12 protein-coding genes, 3 tRNA genes and 3 pseudogenes are annotated in these 17,053 nt (G+C 36.1%); 10 read left to right on the forward strand and 8 right to left on the reverse strand.

Features of this window, described 5'->3' with window-relative positions; translation table 11 throughout:
- Positions 1-232: 232 nt before the first annotated feature.
- The 3 genes from U736_RS0106895 to U736_RS0106905 all read right to left on the reverse strand — a co-directional run bounded on the left by U736_RS0106895 (position 233) and on the right by U736_RS0106905 (position 2,543).
- Positions 233-1,525: a TolC family outer membrane protein gene (locus tag U736_RS0106895; protein WP_015856598.1), complete on the reverse strand. Its 1,293-nt coding sequence runs from the start codon at positions 1,523-1,525 to the stop codon at positions 233-235.
- A gap of 57 nt (positions 1,526-1,582) precedes the next feature.
- The gene (locus U736_RS0106900) at positions 1,583-2,257 is read right to left on the reverse strand and encodes a protein-L-isoaspartate O-methyltransferase family protein (protein ID WP_015856599.1); all 675 of its coding nucleotides are present in this window, start codon (positions 2,255-2,257) and stop codon (positions 1,583-1,585) included.
- Positions 2,258-2,469: 212 nt separating this feature from the next.
- A tRNA-Cys gene (locus U736_RS0106905) sits at positions 2,470-2,543 on the reverse strand.
- Between the two features lie 184 nt (positions 2,544-2,727).
- Between U736_RS0106905 and U736_RS0106910 the strand changes: the two genes are divergently transcribed.
- A tRNA-Asn gene (locus U736_RS0106910) sits at positions 2,728-2,802 on the forward strand.
- Positions 2,803-4,191: 1,389 nt separating this feature from the next.
- Here the strand turns inward: U736_RS0106910 and U736_RS0106925 are convergent.
- From U736_RS0106925 to ilvA, 3 genes are all read right to left on the reverse strand, one after another.
- Positions 4,192-5,574, reverse strand: a complete 1,383-nt coding sequence (locus U736_RS0106925) for a DEAD/DEAH box helicase (RefSeq protein WP_026500529.1) — start codon at positions 5,572-5,574, stop codon at positions 4,192-4,194.
- Between the two features lie 292 nt (positions 5,575-5,866).
- On the reverse strand, positions 5,867-6,397 hold the full coding sequence (locus U736_RS0106930) for a hypothetical protein (protein ID WP_026500530.1): 531 nt from the start codon (positions 6,395-6,397) through the stop codon (positions 5,867-5,869).
- Between the two features lie 35 nt (positions 6,398-6,432).
- Positions 6,433-7,710: a threonine ammonia-lyase IlvA gene (gene ilvA / locus U736_RS0106935; RefSeq protein WP_026500531.1), complete on the reverse strand. Its 1,278-nt coding sequence runs from the start codon at positions 7,708-7,710 to the stop codon at positions 6,433-6,435.
- A 147-nt stretch (positions 7,711-7,857) separates the two neighbouring features.
- Here ilvA and U736_RS0106940 point away from each other — a divergent pair.
- Positions 7,858-7,943, forward strand: a tRNA-Leu gene (locus tag U736_RS0106940).
- A 255-nt stretch (positions 7,944-8,198) separates the two neighbouring features.
- Here U736_RS0106940 and U736_RS11895 read toward each other — a convergent pair.
- Positions 8,199-8,351: a hypothetical protein gene (locus tag U736_RS11895; protein WP_015856603.1), complete on the reverse strand. Its 153-nt coding sequence runs from the start codon at positions 8,349-8,351 to the stop codon at positions 8,199-8,201.
- A gap of 525 nt (positions 8,352-8,876) precedes the next feature.
- Here U736_RS11895 and U736_RS13185 point away from each other — a divergent pair.
- The 5 genes and pseudogenes from U736_RS13185 (at position 8,877) to ssb (ending at position 11,522) form a co-directional block, all read left to right on the forward strand.
- Positions 8,877-9,182, forward strand: coding sequence for a hypothetical protein (locus U736_RS13185; RefSeq protein WP_372440012.1), 306 nt, complete (start codon positions 8,877-8,879; stop codon positions 9,180-9,182).
- A 172-nt stretch (positions 9,183-9,354) separates the two neighbouring features.
- A pseudogene (locus tag U736_RS11085) lies at positions 9,355-9,702 on the forward strand (hypothetical protein).
- Positions 9,689-10,196, forward strand: a pseudogene (locus tag U736_RS11090) (hypothetical protein). Before U736_RS11085 ends, U736_RS11090 begins: the two co-directional pseudogenes overlap by 14 nt.
- Before the next feature lie 381 nt (positions 10,197-10,577).
- Positions 10,578-10,907 (forward strand): hypothetical protein, encoded by a 330-nt coding sequence (locus U736_RS11095; protein ID WP_244596079.1) that lies wholly within the window; start codon positions 10,578-10,580, stop codon positions 10,905-10,907.
- 162 nt (positions 10,908-11,069) lie between these two features.
- Positions 11,070-11,522 carry a single-stranded DNA-binding protein gene (gene ssb / locus U736_RS0106975; RefSeq protein WP_026500532.1) on the forward strand — a complete coding sequence of 151 codons (453 nt, stop codon included), beginning with the start codon at positions 11,070-11,072 and terminating at the stop codon, positions 11,520-11,522.
- Positions 11,523-11,609: 87 nt separating this feature from the next.
- Here the strand turns inward: ssb and U736_RS0106980 are convergent.
- Positions 11,610-12,732 (reverse strand): annotated as a pseudogene (locus U736_RS0106980) (helicase-related protein); the annotation flags it as partial.
- 454 nt (positions 12,733-13,186) lie between these two features.
- Between U736_RS0106980 and U736_RS0106990 the strand changes: the two are divergent.
- The 3 genes from U736_RS0106990 (at position 13,187) to U736_RS0107000 (ending at position 16,435) form a co-directional block, all read left to right on the forward strand.
- A complete protein-coding gene (locus U736_RS0106990; RefSeq protein ID WP_026500535.1) occupies positions 13,187-13,795 on the forward strand; it encodes a fumarylacetoacetate hydrolase family protein in 609 nt (202 codons plus the stop codon).
- Between the two features lie 149 nt (positions 13,796-13,944).
- On the forward strand, positions 13,945-14,340 hold the full coding sequence (locus U736_RS11100) for a LysE family translocator (protein WP_244596080.1): 396 nt from the start codon (positions 13,945-13,947) through the stop codon (positions 14,338-14,340).
- Positions 14,341-15,034: 694 nt separating this feature from the next.
- Positions 15,035-16,435 (forward strand): amino acid permease, encoded by a 1,401-nt coding sequence (locus U736_RS0107000; RefSeq protein ID WP_015856606.1) that lies wholly within the window; start codon positions 15,035-15,037, stop codon positions 16,433-16,435.
- Positions 16,436-17,053: the final 618 nt, after the last annotated feature.

A 17,053-nucleotide genomic window follows, 5' to 3' on the forward strand; every position in this document is an offset into this window, starting at 1 on the left:
CAAATAGAATCATACTTTCAGTGTATGCAAAAGAATCATAAGATCAACATGCCTCCCGCGATATTTTCAAATATGCTTGTCATAAAGAGGGCGCTACACACAATTTTCTACACTTATAAAAATAACATCTCACCGTTCTATTTTTAAACATATTCAACTATTGATTTACTAATCTTTTAAAAACTAAAATAATTTAAGATTAAAGAGATACTTTTATGCATTATCGGATATATTATTTAATTGTTTTTAAACCTAAATAATTTGCAGTCAATCTACCAATAGAAGATTGAACACTATAGCTTGCCACAACAGCATTACGCTCCGCCATTGCAAGCGCAATCTGAGCATTAATCAATTGAGTACGAGAATTTAAAACATCCAGCGTCGTTGCTTGCCCTACGCGATTTTCTTGAACACGGCCTTTCAGAGCAAATTCAGCAGCACGAACACTTTCACGGTAAGCAATAACAGATGAGCGCGCGCCCTCCAACTGAAACCAAGCAGAAGTAAGTACTTGCCTAGTATTACTATGCGCCAAATCGAGTTGAAGCTGCGCCTGTCCAAGCTGTTCCCTTGATTGACGAATTTGCGCAGACGTACGCCCTCCTTCAAAGATTGGGACACTTACTGACAATCCTATTGATTTAGAAACTCCATCCTCTCCAGCACCGCTGTAGATTCGATTATAAGATGCTGTTGCAGAAAAATCAACTTTAGGGAGCAATGCTCCTTCTTTCGCCTTTACATTGTAAACACTCGCATCGACTAAATATTTAGCATAAAGGATTGCTGGATGCATCACAACGCTCATTTGGTAAGCCATATCAAGGTTGACGGGAAAATCTTCGGCTACGGGTGGGCGTTTTAACTTTTCAGGATCAGAACCAATAACTTGTCGATACACTGCCTCTGCTGCTTTTACATCAGCACGAGCAAGACTCAGCTCTGAAACAGCCACAGAACGTGCAGCTTGAGCTTGAGCAAGATCAACATGCCCTCCTTCACCCACATCAAATTTTGCTTTATTGGAACGAACTTGTTCTTCAAGAGCTGCCAAATTTTCTCTCCGAAGATCGGCAACACGACGTGCGTGATAGACATTAGCATAAGCGGTCACTGTCTCCAGAAACGTATTTTGTTCAATATTACGAAGATATTCACGCTGAGCCTGCAACTTAACTTGAGCTGAAGAAAAGATATTTTGCGTGATAAAACCATCAAATAATCTTTGATTTAATCTCACGCCTATAGATCCAGAAGTGACATAAGAACCTGTAAAAGACTTATTCCGACCATAATTCCCAACCCCCTCAACTTGAGGCAATAACGCTGATCGCGCAATGACAACATCATCACTGGATATACGCACAGCTGCACGTTCACTATTCAACTTAGCATTATGCTTATAAGCCTTAGAAAAGGCATCCATCAATGTCTCAGCATAAACAGTATCTGCTAGAAAAATACTCAACACCAGTAATAAACACACCTGAAACTTCTTGTTTACTCTAAACACAATACACACAATAACAAACCCCAAATAAATTACAAAATTATCTTTTATTCACAAAACAAACAAGCACTAAAACACAAAACCAGGTGTTTTTAAAAAACAAGGAATAGGCTTTACAGCGAGGTTAAAAGCACGACGTGCCGAAATGATTCCATCTTCTTTTATATAGATTTGTGCAACAGCAGCATTTCCATACCCTTCAACCACAACAAGACGTCCACAGTCTTTCATTTGATCAAAGATACCTTGTGGAATAAAATCAACAGATCCCTCAATGAAAATCACATCATAAGGTCCCTCAACGGCATATCCTTGCTCTAATGGACCATGAACGACAACCACATTATCATATTGATTACGTTCTAAAGCTTCAAGAGCACGTTCAAAAAGAGATTTATTACTTTCCAACGCAATCACAGACCCTGCAAGTTTTGCAAGCAACGCTGCACAATAACCACTATTTGCACCAATATCTAAAACAACATCTGATGATTTTACAGCGGCAAGCTGTAATAATTTCGCTAGAGATGCAGGTTTCATCAAATAGCGTGCAGGAACCCCATCTTGTACTGGAAATAGAACAATGTCGGTATCAAGATAACTTAATACTTTCATATCTTCCGATACAAAATCTTCACGAGATACCGTTAAAAACGCTTCAAGAACTGATAAATCCGTTACATCAACTGTACGAATTTGATTGTCAACCATTTTGCGACGAAGCTCAGCAAAATCTGCAACCATAACGAATCTTTTCTCCTAACCTACAAAAAACAAACAAAACAGCGACAATGATCTCTTAAACTATGAGCGTTACGAAAAAGGATGCTCCAGTCAACAATTAGATTTTAACTGTAGATCTCTCATAAAAAAGTGTCTTCATTACAACTATAGAGGGAAATAATCTATTTTCCTATACCTCATCTCCCCTAAAAGCCGTTTCGTTTAAAATCGGCTGGAGGCCTCGCCCGGAATCGAACCGGGATACAAGGATTTGCAGTCCTCTGCGTAACCATTCCGCCACGAGGCCTCGTCAACAAACATAAAGGTTTCAATAAGGGAAGGCAACGCATCCGTCAAGGTGTAGAAATCTTCTCTCGCCTTTTTTCCTCTTATTACACAATTTATCATATTTTTTTAAAAAAAGTAATTTTATCCTTTGCAAATCAGTATTGCTTTGCTATAGCCTTTTCAACTAAATGATTGGGCACCATTCCCCGGTAGCTCAGCGGTAGAGCAACCGGCTGTTAACCGGTTGGTCGCTGGTTCGAATCCGGCCCGGGGAGCCACATTTTTTCTATCACAAATAACTTATTGATTTTCCATATGTTTTTTAAGTGAGGGCTGCGTTAATAAAAGCTATGGAATAAGGTTTTTACAATAAAGTAGAAACGCAATATCCTACGGGATGTATTTTTTTCAATGAACGCAAAAAACCATTGATTCATTTTAAAATAGCACAAATAAGATTACTTTTTTCAAACTACCGCGCCTCTATCAGAGAGCGCTGCAATTATTTGCACATTATAAAATAGGGCTTCTTTCACGAGAAGGAATTATTAAGCTCCATCAGCAATGAAAAAGATCTCATATAATTTTTTGTCCAAGGAAAAATGATTTGTACTCCATAAAGCAATTAAACTTAAAAACCTGCTCATGAAGCAATCATTTTGAAAAATGGAAGAAACAACAATCAGGGCATATATTATCTCCATACATCCCACATAACCGCCTCCCCATCTTAAAAGCAAAAAACATCAAACAAGTCTGTAAACATTCCGGCGTCTTATCTAACAGGTTGTTCCTCCTGCTAACCACTTCAACGCTTTACAAACAACCTTGCCCTGGATATTTCATCCCACTGTCATAAAACATTTAATACATAAAGTCTTATAGGCTTTATATCCTCCCAAATAATAGTGTTTTAAAATAAAAACCAAGATAACGAGCTAAATTGTTAAGAATCCTGAGAAAGCCTTCAGAAATCATGACATTCTTGCTATTGTATTATGCAGTCACACGCTTTTCTAAAGAGATATCTCTTAAATTCCCCCCAAGCCCATTTCACAATAACTCCCGTAAATGATATAAAATGAAATCGATTAATCATCCCATCTTTATTTATAATAAAAGCCATACCATCATACTATTTTCCAACTCTCAATCTTAGCAATACCCCTCGCCTTTGAAAGAGTTTATAAGAATCATTTTATTTATTTCTCAAATGTTTATCTATACGATAATTTCACATATAACGTGCAAATGAATACTTTTGATTGATCCACATAAATAGCTTAAAAATGAAAAATTTTTACGATATAATGAATTATTTATATATAAAACAATGGTTTATTATTAGAAATCAATTTTTAAAATTAAAAGTTATCATTAAAGATAAAATACATCTTTTAAAAAATAATTTTATATAAATAAAATCTATTTTCATTCCCATTTAAAAAATGGAAATAAAGAAAATAAATAATCGCCTCTACAATAATAATTTCTTTTTAAAAGATTTTTAAATAATCCAAACACTTAGAGTGTTTTCATTTTTTAGAAATGAAAACCTCTAAAAGACCTTCTTATTTTGGCAAGAGTATTTTATACCTCTTTTCAATTGAGAATAAATCAACAAAAGTAAAAAATCTCCAGTACATAATCTTTTTTCAAGACTTTATCTAGGCAGCCTTCTTAACTGATTTTCGAAAACGAAAAGGCTTTGCACGCTTTGCCACCGCTTTTGCTTTTTTATGCCTCTCATTTGGAGATGAAGAATTCTTCCGCTGCAACTGTGCGGCATCATCTTTTCGACCTAAAAACTGTTTTTGACGTTTAGATTTTTTAAAACGGCGTTCCTTATCGTTTTCTTTTTCTCTACTTTCTGGCAAAATTGGCTTTTCTGGAAACGCTGCAAATTGTTCTGGAACTGACTCAACCGCCAATTTCATACGAATCAAGCGCTCTATAGCACGCAACCGTTCCCTTTCTATCTTCTCATCAAAAAGTGTAAGTGCTTCACCAGATGCACCATTACGTCCTGTACGACCAATACGATGTACATAACTTTCAGCTTCATCTGGTAAGTCATAATTAATAACGTGGCTTATCCCTGGTATATCAATACCGCGTGCAGCAATATCTGTTGCCACAAGGATCTGCACAGATCTTTCACGAAAAGCTTTTAAAGCAGACTGGCGAGCACCTTGTGATTTATTCCCATGAATCGTTGCGACTGAATATCCTATCTTTGCCAAACTACGTGTAACAGAATCAGCCCCATGTTTAGTTCGGGTAAAAACAATAACCGAATTAAAAGCTGGATTTGTCAAAAGTTTACTTAAAACATTCTTTTTTTCATTCGTAGGAACACAATATAATTTTTGGCAAATCTCTACAGCCGTAGTACCTTGAGGAACAACTTCAATTTTAACAGGATCATTGAGTAGACATTTTGCAAGCACAGCAATTTCCCTCGGCATTGTTGCAGAAAAGAGTGCTGTCTGACGCTCTTGATGCAAAAGCTTTGCAATTTGCTTGACATCATGAATAAACCCCATATCCAACATACGATCTGCTTCATCCAAAATCAAAAAACGAGATTGGGAAAGATCAACACACTTTTCACGAACAAGATCTCTCAAACGCCCTGGAGTCGCTATCAAAACATCCACACCTGCTTCCATACGTTTAATTTGTTTTAAACGTGACACGCCCCCAAAAATAAGACACGTTGAAAGATGAGCTCCCTTCGCCGCAGTGCGAATCGTTTCATCAATCTGGACAGCAAGTTCACGCGTTGGAGCTAAAATCAAAGCGCGTGCAGTTTTAGGACAGCGTTTATCACCCAAAGCCAAAATCTGACTTAAAATAGGTAAACCAAATGCCAAGGTTTTTCCAGAACCTGTCTGAGCAACACCTAAAATATCGTGTCCTTTCAACATTACTGGAATAGCTTGTTCTTGTATAGGTTTAGGTTTACTCATTCCAGCAATGAGTAAATTTTTAATCAAAAGAGTAGGCAAACCTAACTTTGTAAAAACATTTTCTTCGTTTATAGGCAAAATACAATCTTTCCTCAGCTGGAAAACTCAAAACAAGTAACCAGCTGAACTTTCCACTCAAGAATCCGCGCAAGAGAAATCCCTGACATTTTAAATGAAGCAACGCTTAAAAAGCAGCTTGCGCAACTCATGAGCACCTTGAAATCAAGATAAAGGCGTATAAACTTCACTTTACAAAAAGTCAACAAACCAGCCTAAATGCCTTCATCCCCATTATCCTTGGATTATGATAAAAAAGCAAGAACTTTACGAAATACATTTATCATGAATAAAAAAACAATATTTAGATCGTTTACTTTTTGATGATTGTGTCCATCGGTAAATGTACCTTGATAAAATCAGGATAAATCTCGAGAAAAACTGGGTTTTGTAAAGTTTTTTGACCGCCATAAATTAAATACCATTGAGTTTTATCAAAAATCGCCAAAGTTTTATATCGAATGATGCGATCCTTCATCTCAAGAACTGTTGGAATTAAAGCATACAAAGTACCGTTATCAGTTTGTAAATACTCTATACTTTCTTTATCTAAATAATAAGCACCAGAAGGCAAATCCTCAAATTTCCTATGCAACTGTTGAAGAAAATCACTACGTAAAGCACTCTCTGTTGTATTCAATCGATGTGCCATCTCTTTATAAAGTCGCTCAGGCATATAACGAGAAATAGGTGTAAAATCCCTATTTTTTATAGCATTATTGACATCAACAACAACTCTTGAAAGTTCAGCTTTTTGTATTATTGTGGGCTGAGATGCTAAACTCTGTTGATTAACAATCAAAAAGAAAAATAGACTCAGCACCAAATAAAAAATAGGTTTCATCATTGTACTTCTTGTTTTAGTAAAATTTCAGTTTCTCAAATAACGAAATCAAATAATGTTTGATCATCAGTAATATCACGATAACGCCAACCTAACGCTTGAAACTTTTCCTCTAAAAGACAAAAATTACCGTATTTTTTTGTTTCAATCGCAACCAATACAGAACCAAAGTTTCTCGCTGATTTTTTAAGATATTCAAAACGTACGATATCATCATCTGGTGATAATGTGGAAAGAAAATGACGCAATGCACCAGGATGTTGCGGAAAACTAAAAATAAAATATTTTCTCAACCCTTGGAAACGTAAAGAACGCTCTTTAATTTCTGGCAAACGCTCAAAATCAAAATTACCTCCTGAAATAACGAGAAGAATTTTTTTCCCCTTTAACTCTTGAGGAGGAATACTGTTAAGCGCATCAATCGATAAAGCACCAGCCGGTTCAAGAACCACACCTTCAACATTAAGCATTTCAACCATCGTAGAACAAACACGATTTTCAGGAACCGTAATGACAGAATCAGGGGAAAATTTCTTTAGAATTGTATAGTTTAGCGCACCAATTTCAGCCACAGCAGCACCATCTACAAAAGTGTCAATATTTTCAAGCTTGACGCGTTTTCCACTCTCCAAACAAGCAAGCAAACTTGCAGCTCTTTGCGGCTCAACAAAACGAAGCTTTGTTTTCCAACCATATTCATGTAAAAACTTGCTCACCCCACTTGCCAAACCACCACCCCCTACCGGCACAATCATCAAATCTGGCTCACTTTCTCCATTGAGTTTTTTCCATTGTAAAGCAGCTTCACAGAGCACTGTTGCCTGCCCTGTAATAATGCGAATATCATCAAAAGGTGGAGCCATTACACCACCGCTCTCTACGACAAAGGATTGCGCAGCTTCATAACATTGATCAAATGTTTCACCAATCAAACGAATATCAATGAATTCTTTACCAAAAATACGTGTTTTCTCAATTTTTTGTTGTGGCGTTGTCATAGGCATAAAAATCACGCCTTTACGTTTAAAATAACGACAAACAAAAGAAACCCCTTGCGCGTGATTCCCTGCTGAAGCACAAACAAATGCAGAATCTGGTGATAGACTGCTCAGCATTTCTGAAACAAAATTGAAAGCACCACGAATCTTATAAGACCGCACCGGTGTTAAATCTTCACGCTTTAAATAAATTTCTGCATCATACTTTTGACTAAGAAAATCATTTCTTTGAAGTGGTGTTTCAGCAAACACGTGATGCAATCCCACCATAGCTTTTGTGACGTCTTGAATAAATTGACTCATAACACTAATCATTTCATGCTTTATTTACATTATAAAAGCTTTTTCTAGCGATAAAGAAAACTATTGTCAGTCAAAATTTTACTAAAAAAATGAAAAATGTTTCTTTTGTCATTAATTCTTGATTCAATAAAAGATATAGCTTATGAGAGAACTCTCATCGCGGACGTGATGAAAACGGTAAACATAGCAGACTTAAAATCTGCCGGTCAAAGACCTTGCGGGTTCAAGTCCCGCCGTCCGCACCAGAATATCTTAATTCCCCTTATTTCCCAATGATTTATTAAAAATCAACAAAAATCAAAACACCTTCTCAACCACCTTTCGCAACTCCATTATAACGCTATCAGACGGCACCACGATGGTGGTAAAATACGAATCATTGCTGCTTTTTGAAGTACCTTTTTAGCACTTTGAACTCCTCCTCGTCTTTTAGGGTGGAGAGGCAGTCAATCTTGATTTCCTCATCCTTAAGGATGAGGAAATGAGTCATGTTTTTAACGTTAAGCAGCTTTCACAACAGGGCTCGATAAAATTTGCTTAGCTTCTGTTGTAACTGATTTGTAATGCTTAAACTCTTCTTCGAGGTCATTTGCATCTAACAAACGCCTCATCAATAATCCTAAGATTTCTCCAACACCAGCAGCACCATTCACGCTCTTAACAGGAGTAAGATAATACGAAGAAAAGTAAGTGAGGTATAGAATGGAGATAGATCTGAGTTTAGTAATAGCAGTTGTTATCTATTTTATTGCTAATTTTGGGGTGCCTCCTACTCTTCATGACTCTTGCAAAACAATGCAAAAGCTCAGAAAAGAGATAGATGAAAAAAATAAAAAATACGTACACAAAAAGATGTAACTCAAAAACAAGAAGAATAAATTCGAAGATTAACTGCTTCCAAGATTATTTTCCTCGAATGGCAGTAAAAAATTTGGCCAAAAAGTAGTTTCAAGTATTTTCTCACAAACATTTTTTCAAGACAGGCAATCACAACACGCTCTGTCATAGCGCACATATAAATACGCAACAGCCTTAATGGGGGGAACATGATCATCAATGCACAAACCATTCTCTGCCTTGATCTAGATACCTAGACAGGCTGGACAATTTCTCGTGTAGACAGCAATATAACAAGTAGCACTGTCAATTTTGAATCCTTTCGTTTTGAAGGCGATGGTATGCGCTATTTGCGTTTTCAGCAATGGCTTACAAAAATGAAGGTAACAACAGATAAAGGCAATGCCTCAAAAGAAGAAATGATTAAGACGGTGTATGCAAAAGGACACGCGCTACAAGATCACTTGGAAAACAGTCTTTTGGCGAAAGCCAATCTTGTACGCAAGGCTGTTTTGAACACCCGTGAAAAAAGGCTGAAAGAAAAGGCAATGAGAGAGAATTCAAGACCACTCACGTTGGTTGAAAAGCAAAAGCTTGAAGGGATTTTAAATGGTCTTGGAGGAACAGTGAAAAACATTGCAGGTTAGCAAACTAGTGAAAAGTGCTGATCGTTTTGTGATTAGATGTGCATTTAAATCGACATAAAGGCACCGTACACAGCGATTTAAGATTTTGTGATAAAAAATTTATAATATAAAACGCTCTGTACGGTCAAATTTGAGGCAAATAGACCAGTTGGTAAAATTATGGACTAAAAGCATGAGAATATTAAAAGATCTGTTCTTAAAAAAGCGTAAACAACCCATGCAAAAAGAGTTTGTTGCAACAGCTGTTGGTTATGTTCCTTGGGGAGACGGAGCAGAGGAGTATTTTTATAACCTTTACGAATATGAAGACGGCACAAGAGAATGTGAAAAGTTTGATGGCGGACAGTATTATACCACACCAGAAAATGCGGATTTTAGTACCAAAGCACAAGTAAAAGCATGAGTTTACGGTGGTGCTATTCTAAAAAACATTCTCAATTACGAGCCTCTTATAGACGAGATCAATAAAGAGATCAAAAAATTATCGAAAACCGCAGGAAATAAATATGTTTACAGATAAGCAGCTAAGAGCCTTGTTTGGCATTATAACTTTTATATTTTTATGTTTTTTAGGAATTAAAAAAAATCCCTACTTTATTCAAAGTATTTTGACATTCGCGTCTGTTTCTTTGGTAATAATCACAACTGTTTTTGCAATTTTATACAATTCTAATATTCCTTCTGAATTGCAGAGCAACCCAAAATACAAATGCGGAAATACAACAGGCTGGGTGAAACTAACACGTGATTTACACCAGTATATGCACAGACTCTTAAAGCTAATAAGTTTAGCGCTTGTCGTTTTAATTTTCCCAAGTAGTTATAAAGAAACGGTCTCTTTACCTATCATTTCTAAGTACCTGGAGCATAAGCTTTCTTTTCCATTGGATACTGGTACTTAGATATTGCTCTTTAGTACTCTTTTTAGTCTGTGTATTGTTTCTTATGTTAAGCACACGCAATTTAATAAACATGTCCATTTACGCACTACAGTGCTCAGTTAAAAAACCATAGTAAAATTTCCGATTTTATAATTTTTTACAAAGAATTCATTCTTATGACCTTATAGATAGCAAGCTAGAAAAAGCGATTTATATTCAATTAGGTAAGTATAAAAAAGAAAAAATTGCAAAGTCATGCTATTAAGAAAGTATCAAGTGTGTAGAAATACTTAGAGTTAAGCGGATAGGTTACGAAACAGCCTCTCCCATGCCTTTAAAATACTGACTATCTTTTGTGCTTGTGAGGACATATAATGATTTTGTCGGGTGTGGTTATGTCACACAAGACCCTTTTTAGGGGAAAGCATAGCGACGGACTTAACGCCGTGTTTTCAACGCCCAGTGCCCTTATAGGGTGTCAATTGAAAACTCCATTACGTTAAGGATTACTAGCATGAACGCTATAGTTAAAAATCAAATGACCTCCATTATTGCTACTGTTGCAAATGATACCCCCTCCTTTCAAAAGCAAGATCTTGCAAAAAAATATGAATTAACAAATGAAATGAAAACAGTGAAAGATCTTTTAAGTGATCGAGTTCGAACCATTTATCGCATACGTGCATTAAGAGACTTTGGTAATGTAAAAGCGGATGACTTGGGTGGTTTTATAGAGCATGAGGGCAATTTAAGTCACGAAGGGAATTGCTGGGTTGGTGGTAATGCATGGATTTATAATGATGCCTATATTTCTGATAATGCTCAGGTTTGTGGTCAATGCTAGCATTTGTGACACTATGCTTTTAAACAGCAAAAAGAAAGCCATGTCATTTGCGTGATGTGGCTTTATGTTTATCAAAAGATAAAAAACATAATTTTATATGTTAAAAAATAATAATATCCTTTTGAAATAATTGAAAAAATTATTAAAAAAGTAAGTGACAACATGCTAAATAAAGTGATGTTAATTGGCTATTTAGGTGCTAATCCCAAAAGCAAAACAATGAATTCTGGTACAGAAATAGTCAATTTTAGTATAGCGACTTCTGAGAGCTATGTAGATAAAAAGACCAATCAAAAAGTAGAGAAAACAGAATGGTATTCAGTTGTGATTTTTAATCCACATTTGGCAAAAATTGCACTTCAATATCTAAACAAAGGTTCAAAGGTTTACGTAGAAGGCAAATTACAGACACGCAAATGGCAAGATAAAAATGGGTATGGCCGTTACTCAACAGAGATTATCTTGCCACAATTTAAAGGCGAATTATATTTACTTGATGCAAAGAAAGATCAATCGGCATCCCCTACTCCTTCATCCATTACTACCTCAAATTATGCTATCGTTTCAGGTGCAGCTGACCATAGTGCATCTCTTAATGATGCTATCCCATTCTGACTGATAAAATATGGCAAAGAGAAAAAACCGTACAAAACGCGGACGTCCTCGAATTAAAGGATGTATCAGAGAACCAAACGGACGCATCTCACGAGCAAAAACACCGGCAGGTACCCCAACGGGTAAAATGATATAGCCTCTCTTTTTTCTCCTTGCACGACGCATGATACGCCCCACCGCCTGTATGACATCTACATGACTTTTATGGGGATGTAAAAACATAACCGCATCAAAAACAGGGACATCTACTCCTTCAGAGAGATATCTTACATTGGTGAGCAAACACGGACAAACATTCTCCCCCGCATCTTCCTTAAGCCAATCAAGGGCTTTATTACGTTCTTTGGCACTTTGTGTTCCATCAATATGAGCAAATTTACAGTCAAAAGGCGGAGTCTCTTTATGGACCTTATGAAGATCATATAATTCTTTCTGTATTTCTTTAGAATTGAATGTATCACGGATACGTTTAGACCTATTGATATCTTTACAAAAAGCCAAAGCCCGATGCATGGGTCTTGTATCATCTCCAAGATCAATTTTCAGATCCATTTTGGTAAGAGCTTGATAACAACCCATGATCTTTGTTCTATCATCAAGAATAAGTTCATAATTCTCATCTGTCATTAGATGTTGAATAGATTGACTTGCTTCCTCTTCATTAACACCCAAGACAATAATCTTATAAGGTGCGAACAATTCATTCTGAACGGCTTTTGAGAAAGTATAGGTATAAAGCTCTTTTCTATAGAGCTCTTCATCATCCATGGACGCTAGAACGGCATTGATCTCATTGGCTTGCTTTTTGGTAATATCGGTAAAGATCTTTGGGGTTGCTGTCATGTACAGACGTTTTTTACCCCGAATGATGCTGTTATCGTGAACCTTGATAAATTCAGATTCACGTTTGTCTGTTCCCAACACAACCCCAGTCGTACGGTGTACTTCATCACAAATGATCAGATCAAATTCGGATAAATCACATTCCTTTTGCTCATCCGCAATCACTTGGATTGATTGGTAAGTAGCAAACACCACGGTCATTGCATGTGCTAAGACTTTATTTGCTTTTTCTCAAAGTTTTTGAGCATCAGTTGGTAGCTGGTAGAGCGAGATCTGAAACATCGAGTTCGACAGCATTATCTTGTGTTTTACGACGCTTGCCAACTTATGTATCAGAACATACCGCAAAGGAGCGCAAGGGGACTTGTGCAGGTGCGAGCGCCCTCGCATTCGTATTCTGGAAGCCTGAAAGTACTGAGTTTGAATCAGCCTTTTTGCTTTTAGTGCTCATCGCACTTGGACATAGCAAAATCTCCCAGAATTCCGATACACCCACAAAGTGGGCTCATTTTTATGATCGAACTTTAGGGTTTTCAGACCCTACTGATCGCTGCGTAGATGACCAAAATACCTTTAAAGTACTAAAGGAATTTCATGCGATTAGCAATCAAAATGAAAGCAGTGTTTCTTGTCTCTCAAAGACTGTAAGATTAGGTACTCTTCAAAAGAGAGATAATGCCAAGGGCTGTCATCGTGGTTAGTCATTAACCCACACAATGCCTCTTGTTCAGAAAACGCACAACACGATATAAGAAAAAATGTTGTTTGCAAAGTTCTCTCTTGCCTATACAAAGAAAAAATTAAAAATTTGGAGGGCTCCTATGATAAATGACATTTACTGTGTTGGACTCAATTATGTTGAACATGTTCATGAACTAGGCAATACTGTTGAAGAGGAACCTGTTATCTTTAGCAAGCCAAACAGTTCACTCATCTTAGGCAATGAAATTTATCTCCCTGATTTTTCCAAAGAAATCCATTTTGAAACTGAAATTGTGCTCAAAATCTCAAAGGACGCTTTCATGGTCACGGAGGAAGAAGCAGAAAAATGCTATGATGCCGTAGCAATAGGTCTTGATCTCACAGCGCGGGATTTGCAAACAAAACTGAAAGGAAAAAGGCTTCCTTGGCTTTTATCGAAAGGATTTAAAGGCGCTGCATACGTCTCTGACTTCATAAACAAGGAAAAAATAAACAACCCAATAACCTTTGCAATGAAGTTGAATGGCGAAACAAGACAAGTTGGCAATACGAAAAATATGATCTTTAGCTTTGAAAAGATAATCTCATTTTTAAGTCACTACATTCAGCTAAGACGTGGTGATCTCATATACACAGGCACTCCACAGGGTGTCGGAAAACTTTCTCAGTTTGACAGAATAGAATTGTATCTCGAAAATCAATTAATTTCAGAGCTAAAAGTAAAATGAATCATCAAATACTGACCTTTTTCATTGTTTCATTTTTTTAGTCATCTCACCGGGGCCGAATATGGCCCTTATCATCGATAAGGCAACGAGATTAGGAAGAAAGAACGCATTTGTAAACGTTTTAGGATTGTGTACAGCAACATATGTGCATGGGGCATTTTCCATACCTAAGTGTATCAGCGCTCATTCTCAACAACAAAACACTGTTTCTTTTAGTAAAACTCATGGGTGGCAGCACTTTATTATACATGGGCTTTAAATCGATTAAATCCGGGATACACAGCTTAAATTCAAAAGAAAGAAGTTCAACGAATAAAAAGAGTGCTATTGGTAAAACAAAACTTTTCACCAGCTATATGGACGGTTTTTTGACACAAATACTAAATCCCAAAGTATCAATATTTTACATAGCGGCCTTCCCGAAGTTTTTGTCTTCTGGCGGTGGAATTAAAAAAGGCTTTGAACTTATCACAATACATTCTTTCAATATCTTTGCATGGTTTACTTTAATGACCATTTTATATCATTTGCCAGCTCCGCTCTAAAAAAGCAGCGGATAAAAGGTGCGATTAATATAGCGACAGGAACAGTTTTATCTCTGTTTTCTTTTTTCATTCTCTTTGGATAGTTTTATCTTTTGATAACAAATTGCAAAGCTACATAGAGCAATCTTTTTCTGATTCTGTCTCTCACGATGAACAGCTCAACCTCTAACAGAGCTTATACAATCCCCAGTTTTTTTCTTTGTATAACTGAATTGCGCTGCATTTCTTTATCATAGTCTCAAGGATTTTTGTGTAAACGATGTGAATTTCTCGCAACCTTTTATAAAATGTTATCAATATCTAAACAAAATCCTTATTCATCACTTTAGAAGAAATAAGCTATGATATTCCTCTTTTCATGAAACAAAAAAGTGATTTTAAAAATAATTTTAATTTTCTATCATTAAGAACTGTTTCTTAAACTAAGATGAGAACTCTTGAGCGCTATTTGAGCCAAAATTAAAACTCTCACCATTATGAATAATAACAATTAAAAACTCCCTATTCAAATATCTGTTACGTTATTTAAGAGGAAAATATCCTCTTTTTTCAAAACCATATTCTTGTCTTTATCCACACAAAATCATAAAAAACGTTTTTTTTCTTTACACCTCATTTATATCATGCTTCGATACAGAATGATGCATTTTCAGTGTAATTTAATCTCAAAATAATTAAAGGGAACCCCCAAAAAATGAACTGTAAACAAAATTTAAAAGATGGTCCTCAGATGAAACTACAACGTGGCCTAGATAACCGTCACGTACAACTTATAGCCCTCGGTGGAGCGATTGGAACAGGTCTCTTCATGGGATCAGGAAAAACAATTAGTGTAGCAGGCCCTTCCATCATACTCGTTTATGCTATTATTGGATGTGCCCTATACTTTGTAATGCGTGCTATGGGAGAATTATTGCTTTCTAATTCACAATACCGATCCCTTATTGATTTTTCAACCGATATGCTAGGACCGGGAATCGCTTTCTTTGTGGGCTGGAACTATTGGTTAAGCTGGGTTGTGACTGGGGCTGCAGATATTATTGCTATCATTAACTATATGCATTTCTGGTGGCCAACACTTAATCCATGGATTGTTGTTTTTGCTTGCATTGGTTTCTTTTTAATCCTTAACCTCCTTGCCGTAAAATTTTTCGGTGAACTTGAATTCTGGTTTGGTCTTATCAAAGTCGTAGCAATTTTGGCATTAGTTATTGTTGGATTTTATATGATCGCTACAGGCTTTACCTCTCCAAATGGTACTGTTGCCTCTCTTAACCATGTATGGAACGATGGAAATATCTTCCCGCGAGGAATTACAGGTTTTTTTGCTGGATTTCAAATTGCCATTTTTTCTTTTGTTGGTATAGAAATTGCGGGAACAACGGCAGCTGAAGTTAAAGAACCTAAAAAAGTTCTCCCTAAAGCAATTAATGCAATCCCGGTGCGTATTGTGCTCTTTTACATCCTTTCTCTTGCTGTGATTATGTCCGTTACACCTTGGAATCAAATTGTTCCAGAAAAAAGTCCCTTTGTCTCCATGTTTTGGCTTGCAGGCATTCCAATAGCTGCTGGTTTGGTCAATTTTGTTGTTCTCACCTCGGCTGCCTCTTCAGCAAATAGTGGTATTTTTTCGACTAGCCGCATGATATATGGGCTTGCAACACAAAAAGGTGCTCCTCCAATTTTAGGGAAGCTTTCCAAATACCATGTTCCAGCCAATGCTCTGTTCTTTTCCTGCCTATGTATTTTAGTAGGATACACAATTGCATCATCATCTCCAAGCATCATAAGTGCTTTTACAATTGTGACAAGCATTTCAGCAATTGCATTTTTATTCGTATGGTCCGTCATTTTGATTAGCTATATTGTGTATCGTCGCAATCACCCTCATCTACATGCTGAATCCGTCTACAAAATGCCGGGAGGTATCATTATGTGCGGGATCGTGTTAGTCTTTTTTGCTTTCATGCTCTATTTATTGACATTAGAACATGATACCCTAACAGCTTTAAAATACAGTATCTTTTGGTTTATTTTCCTAGGTATAATGTATTTTATATTTATAAGAAAAAAAATAGCTCCAAAGAACAAATAAAATCTATACAAAACATCTCAAAAAAGGGTAACTAAGGTTACCCTTTTTCTACTTAATCTCCTCCTTCATACCTCAAAAGACGAGGATTCCTCGCAAGTCTGGGTTTGTAAACAATCCGACTTTGTTAAGAGAGATGCCTGCTGACCACTTATATGATTCACCTACATAAGGCTCTATGGGCTAGCCCTACCCCAAATACTCACCACACATTCTAAAAATACTTAATGTGTAAAATTTTATATGCTTTATATCACTACTCTAAACAACAGTATTTTACTGCATTATAGGATAAGAAATGCGCTATTCTGTGAAGAATTCTCTATAAACTTCACTGATATTGTTTACTAATAAAACATGAAATTTTATCTAAAATCGCCCCCCAAAATTTATATTCAATTTTTTAGCAAAATTAAAAATACAGCTCTAAACAAAATATATCTTAATAGCTATCTACAATAAAAAAAGATTCTATGAAAATATTTTTCTATTTATAATAAATTTTAAATATAAATATTTAAATGTAAATTTTAAATATATTTTTAATATTTAAATAATATTTTAATAGTTTAAAAATTATTTTATTTCTATATAAATATTTATATTTAAAATTTATTATAA

Source organism: Bartonella grahamii ATCC 700132, assembly GCF_000518085.1.
Lineage (GTDB): Bacteria > Pseudomonadota > Alphaproteobacteria > Rhizobiales > Rhizobiaceae > Bartonella > Bartonella grahamii.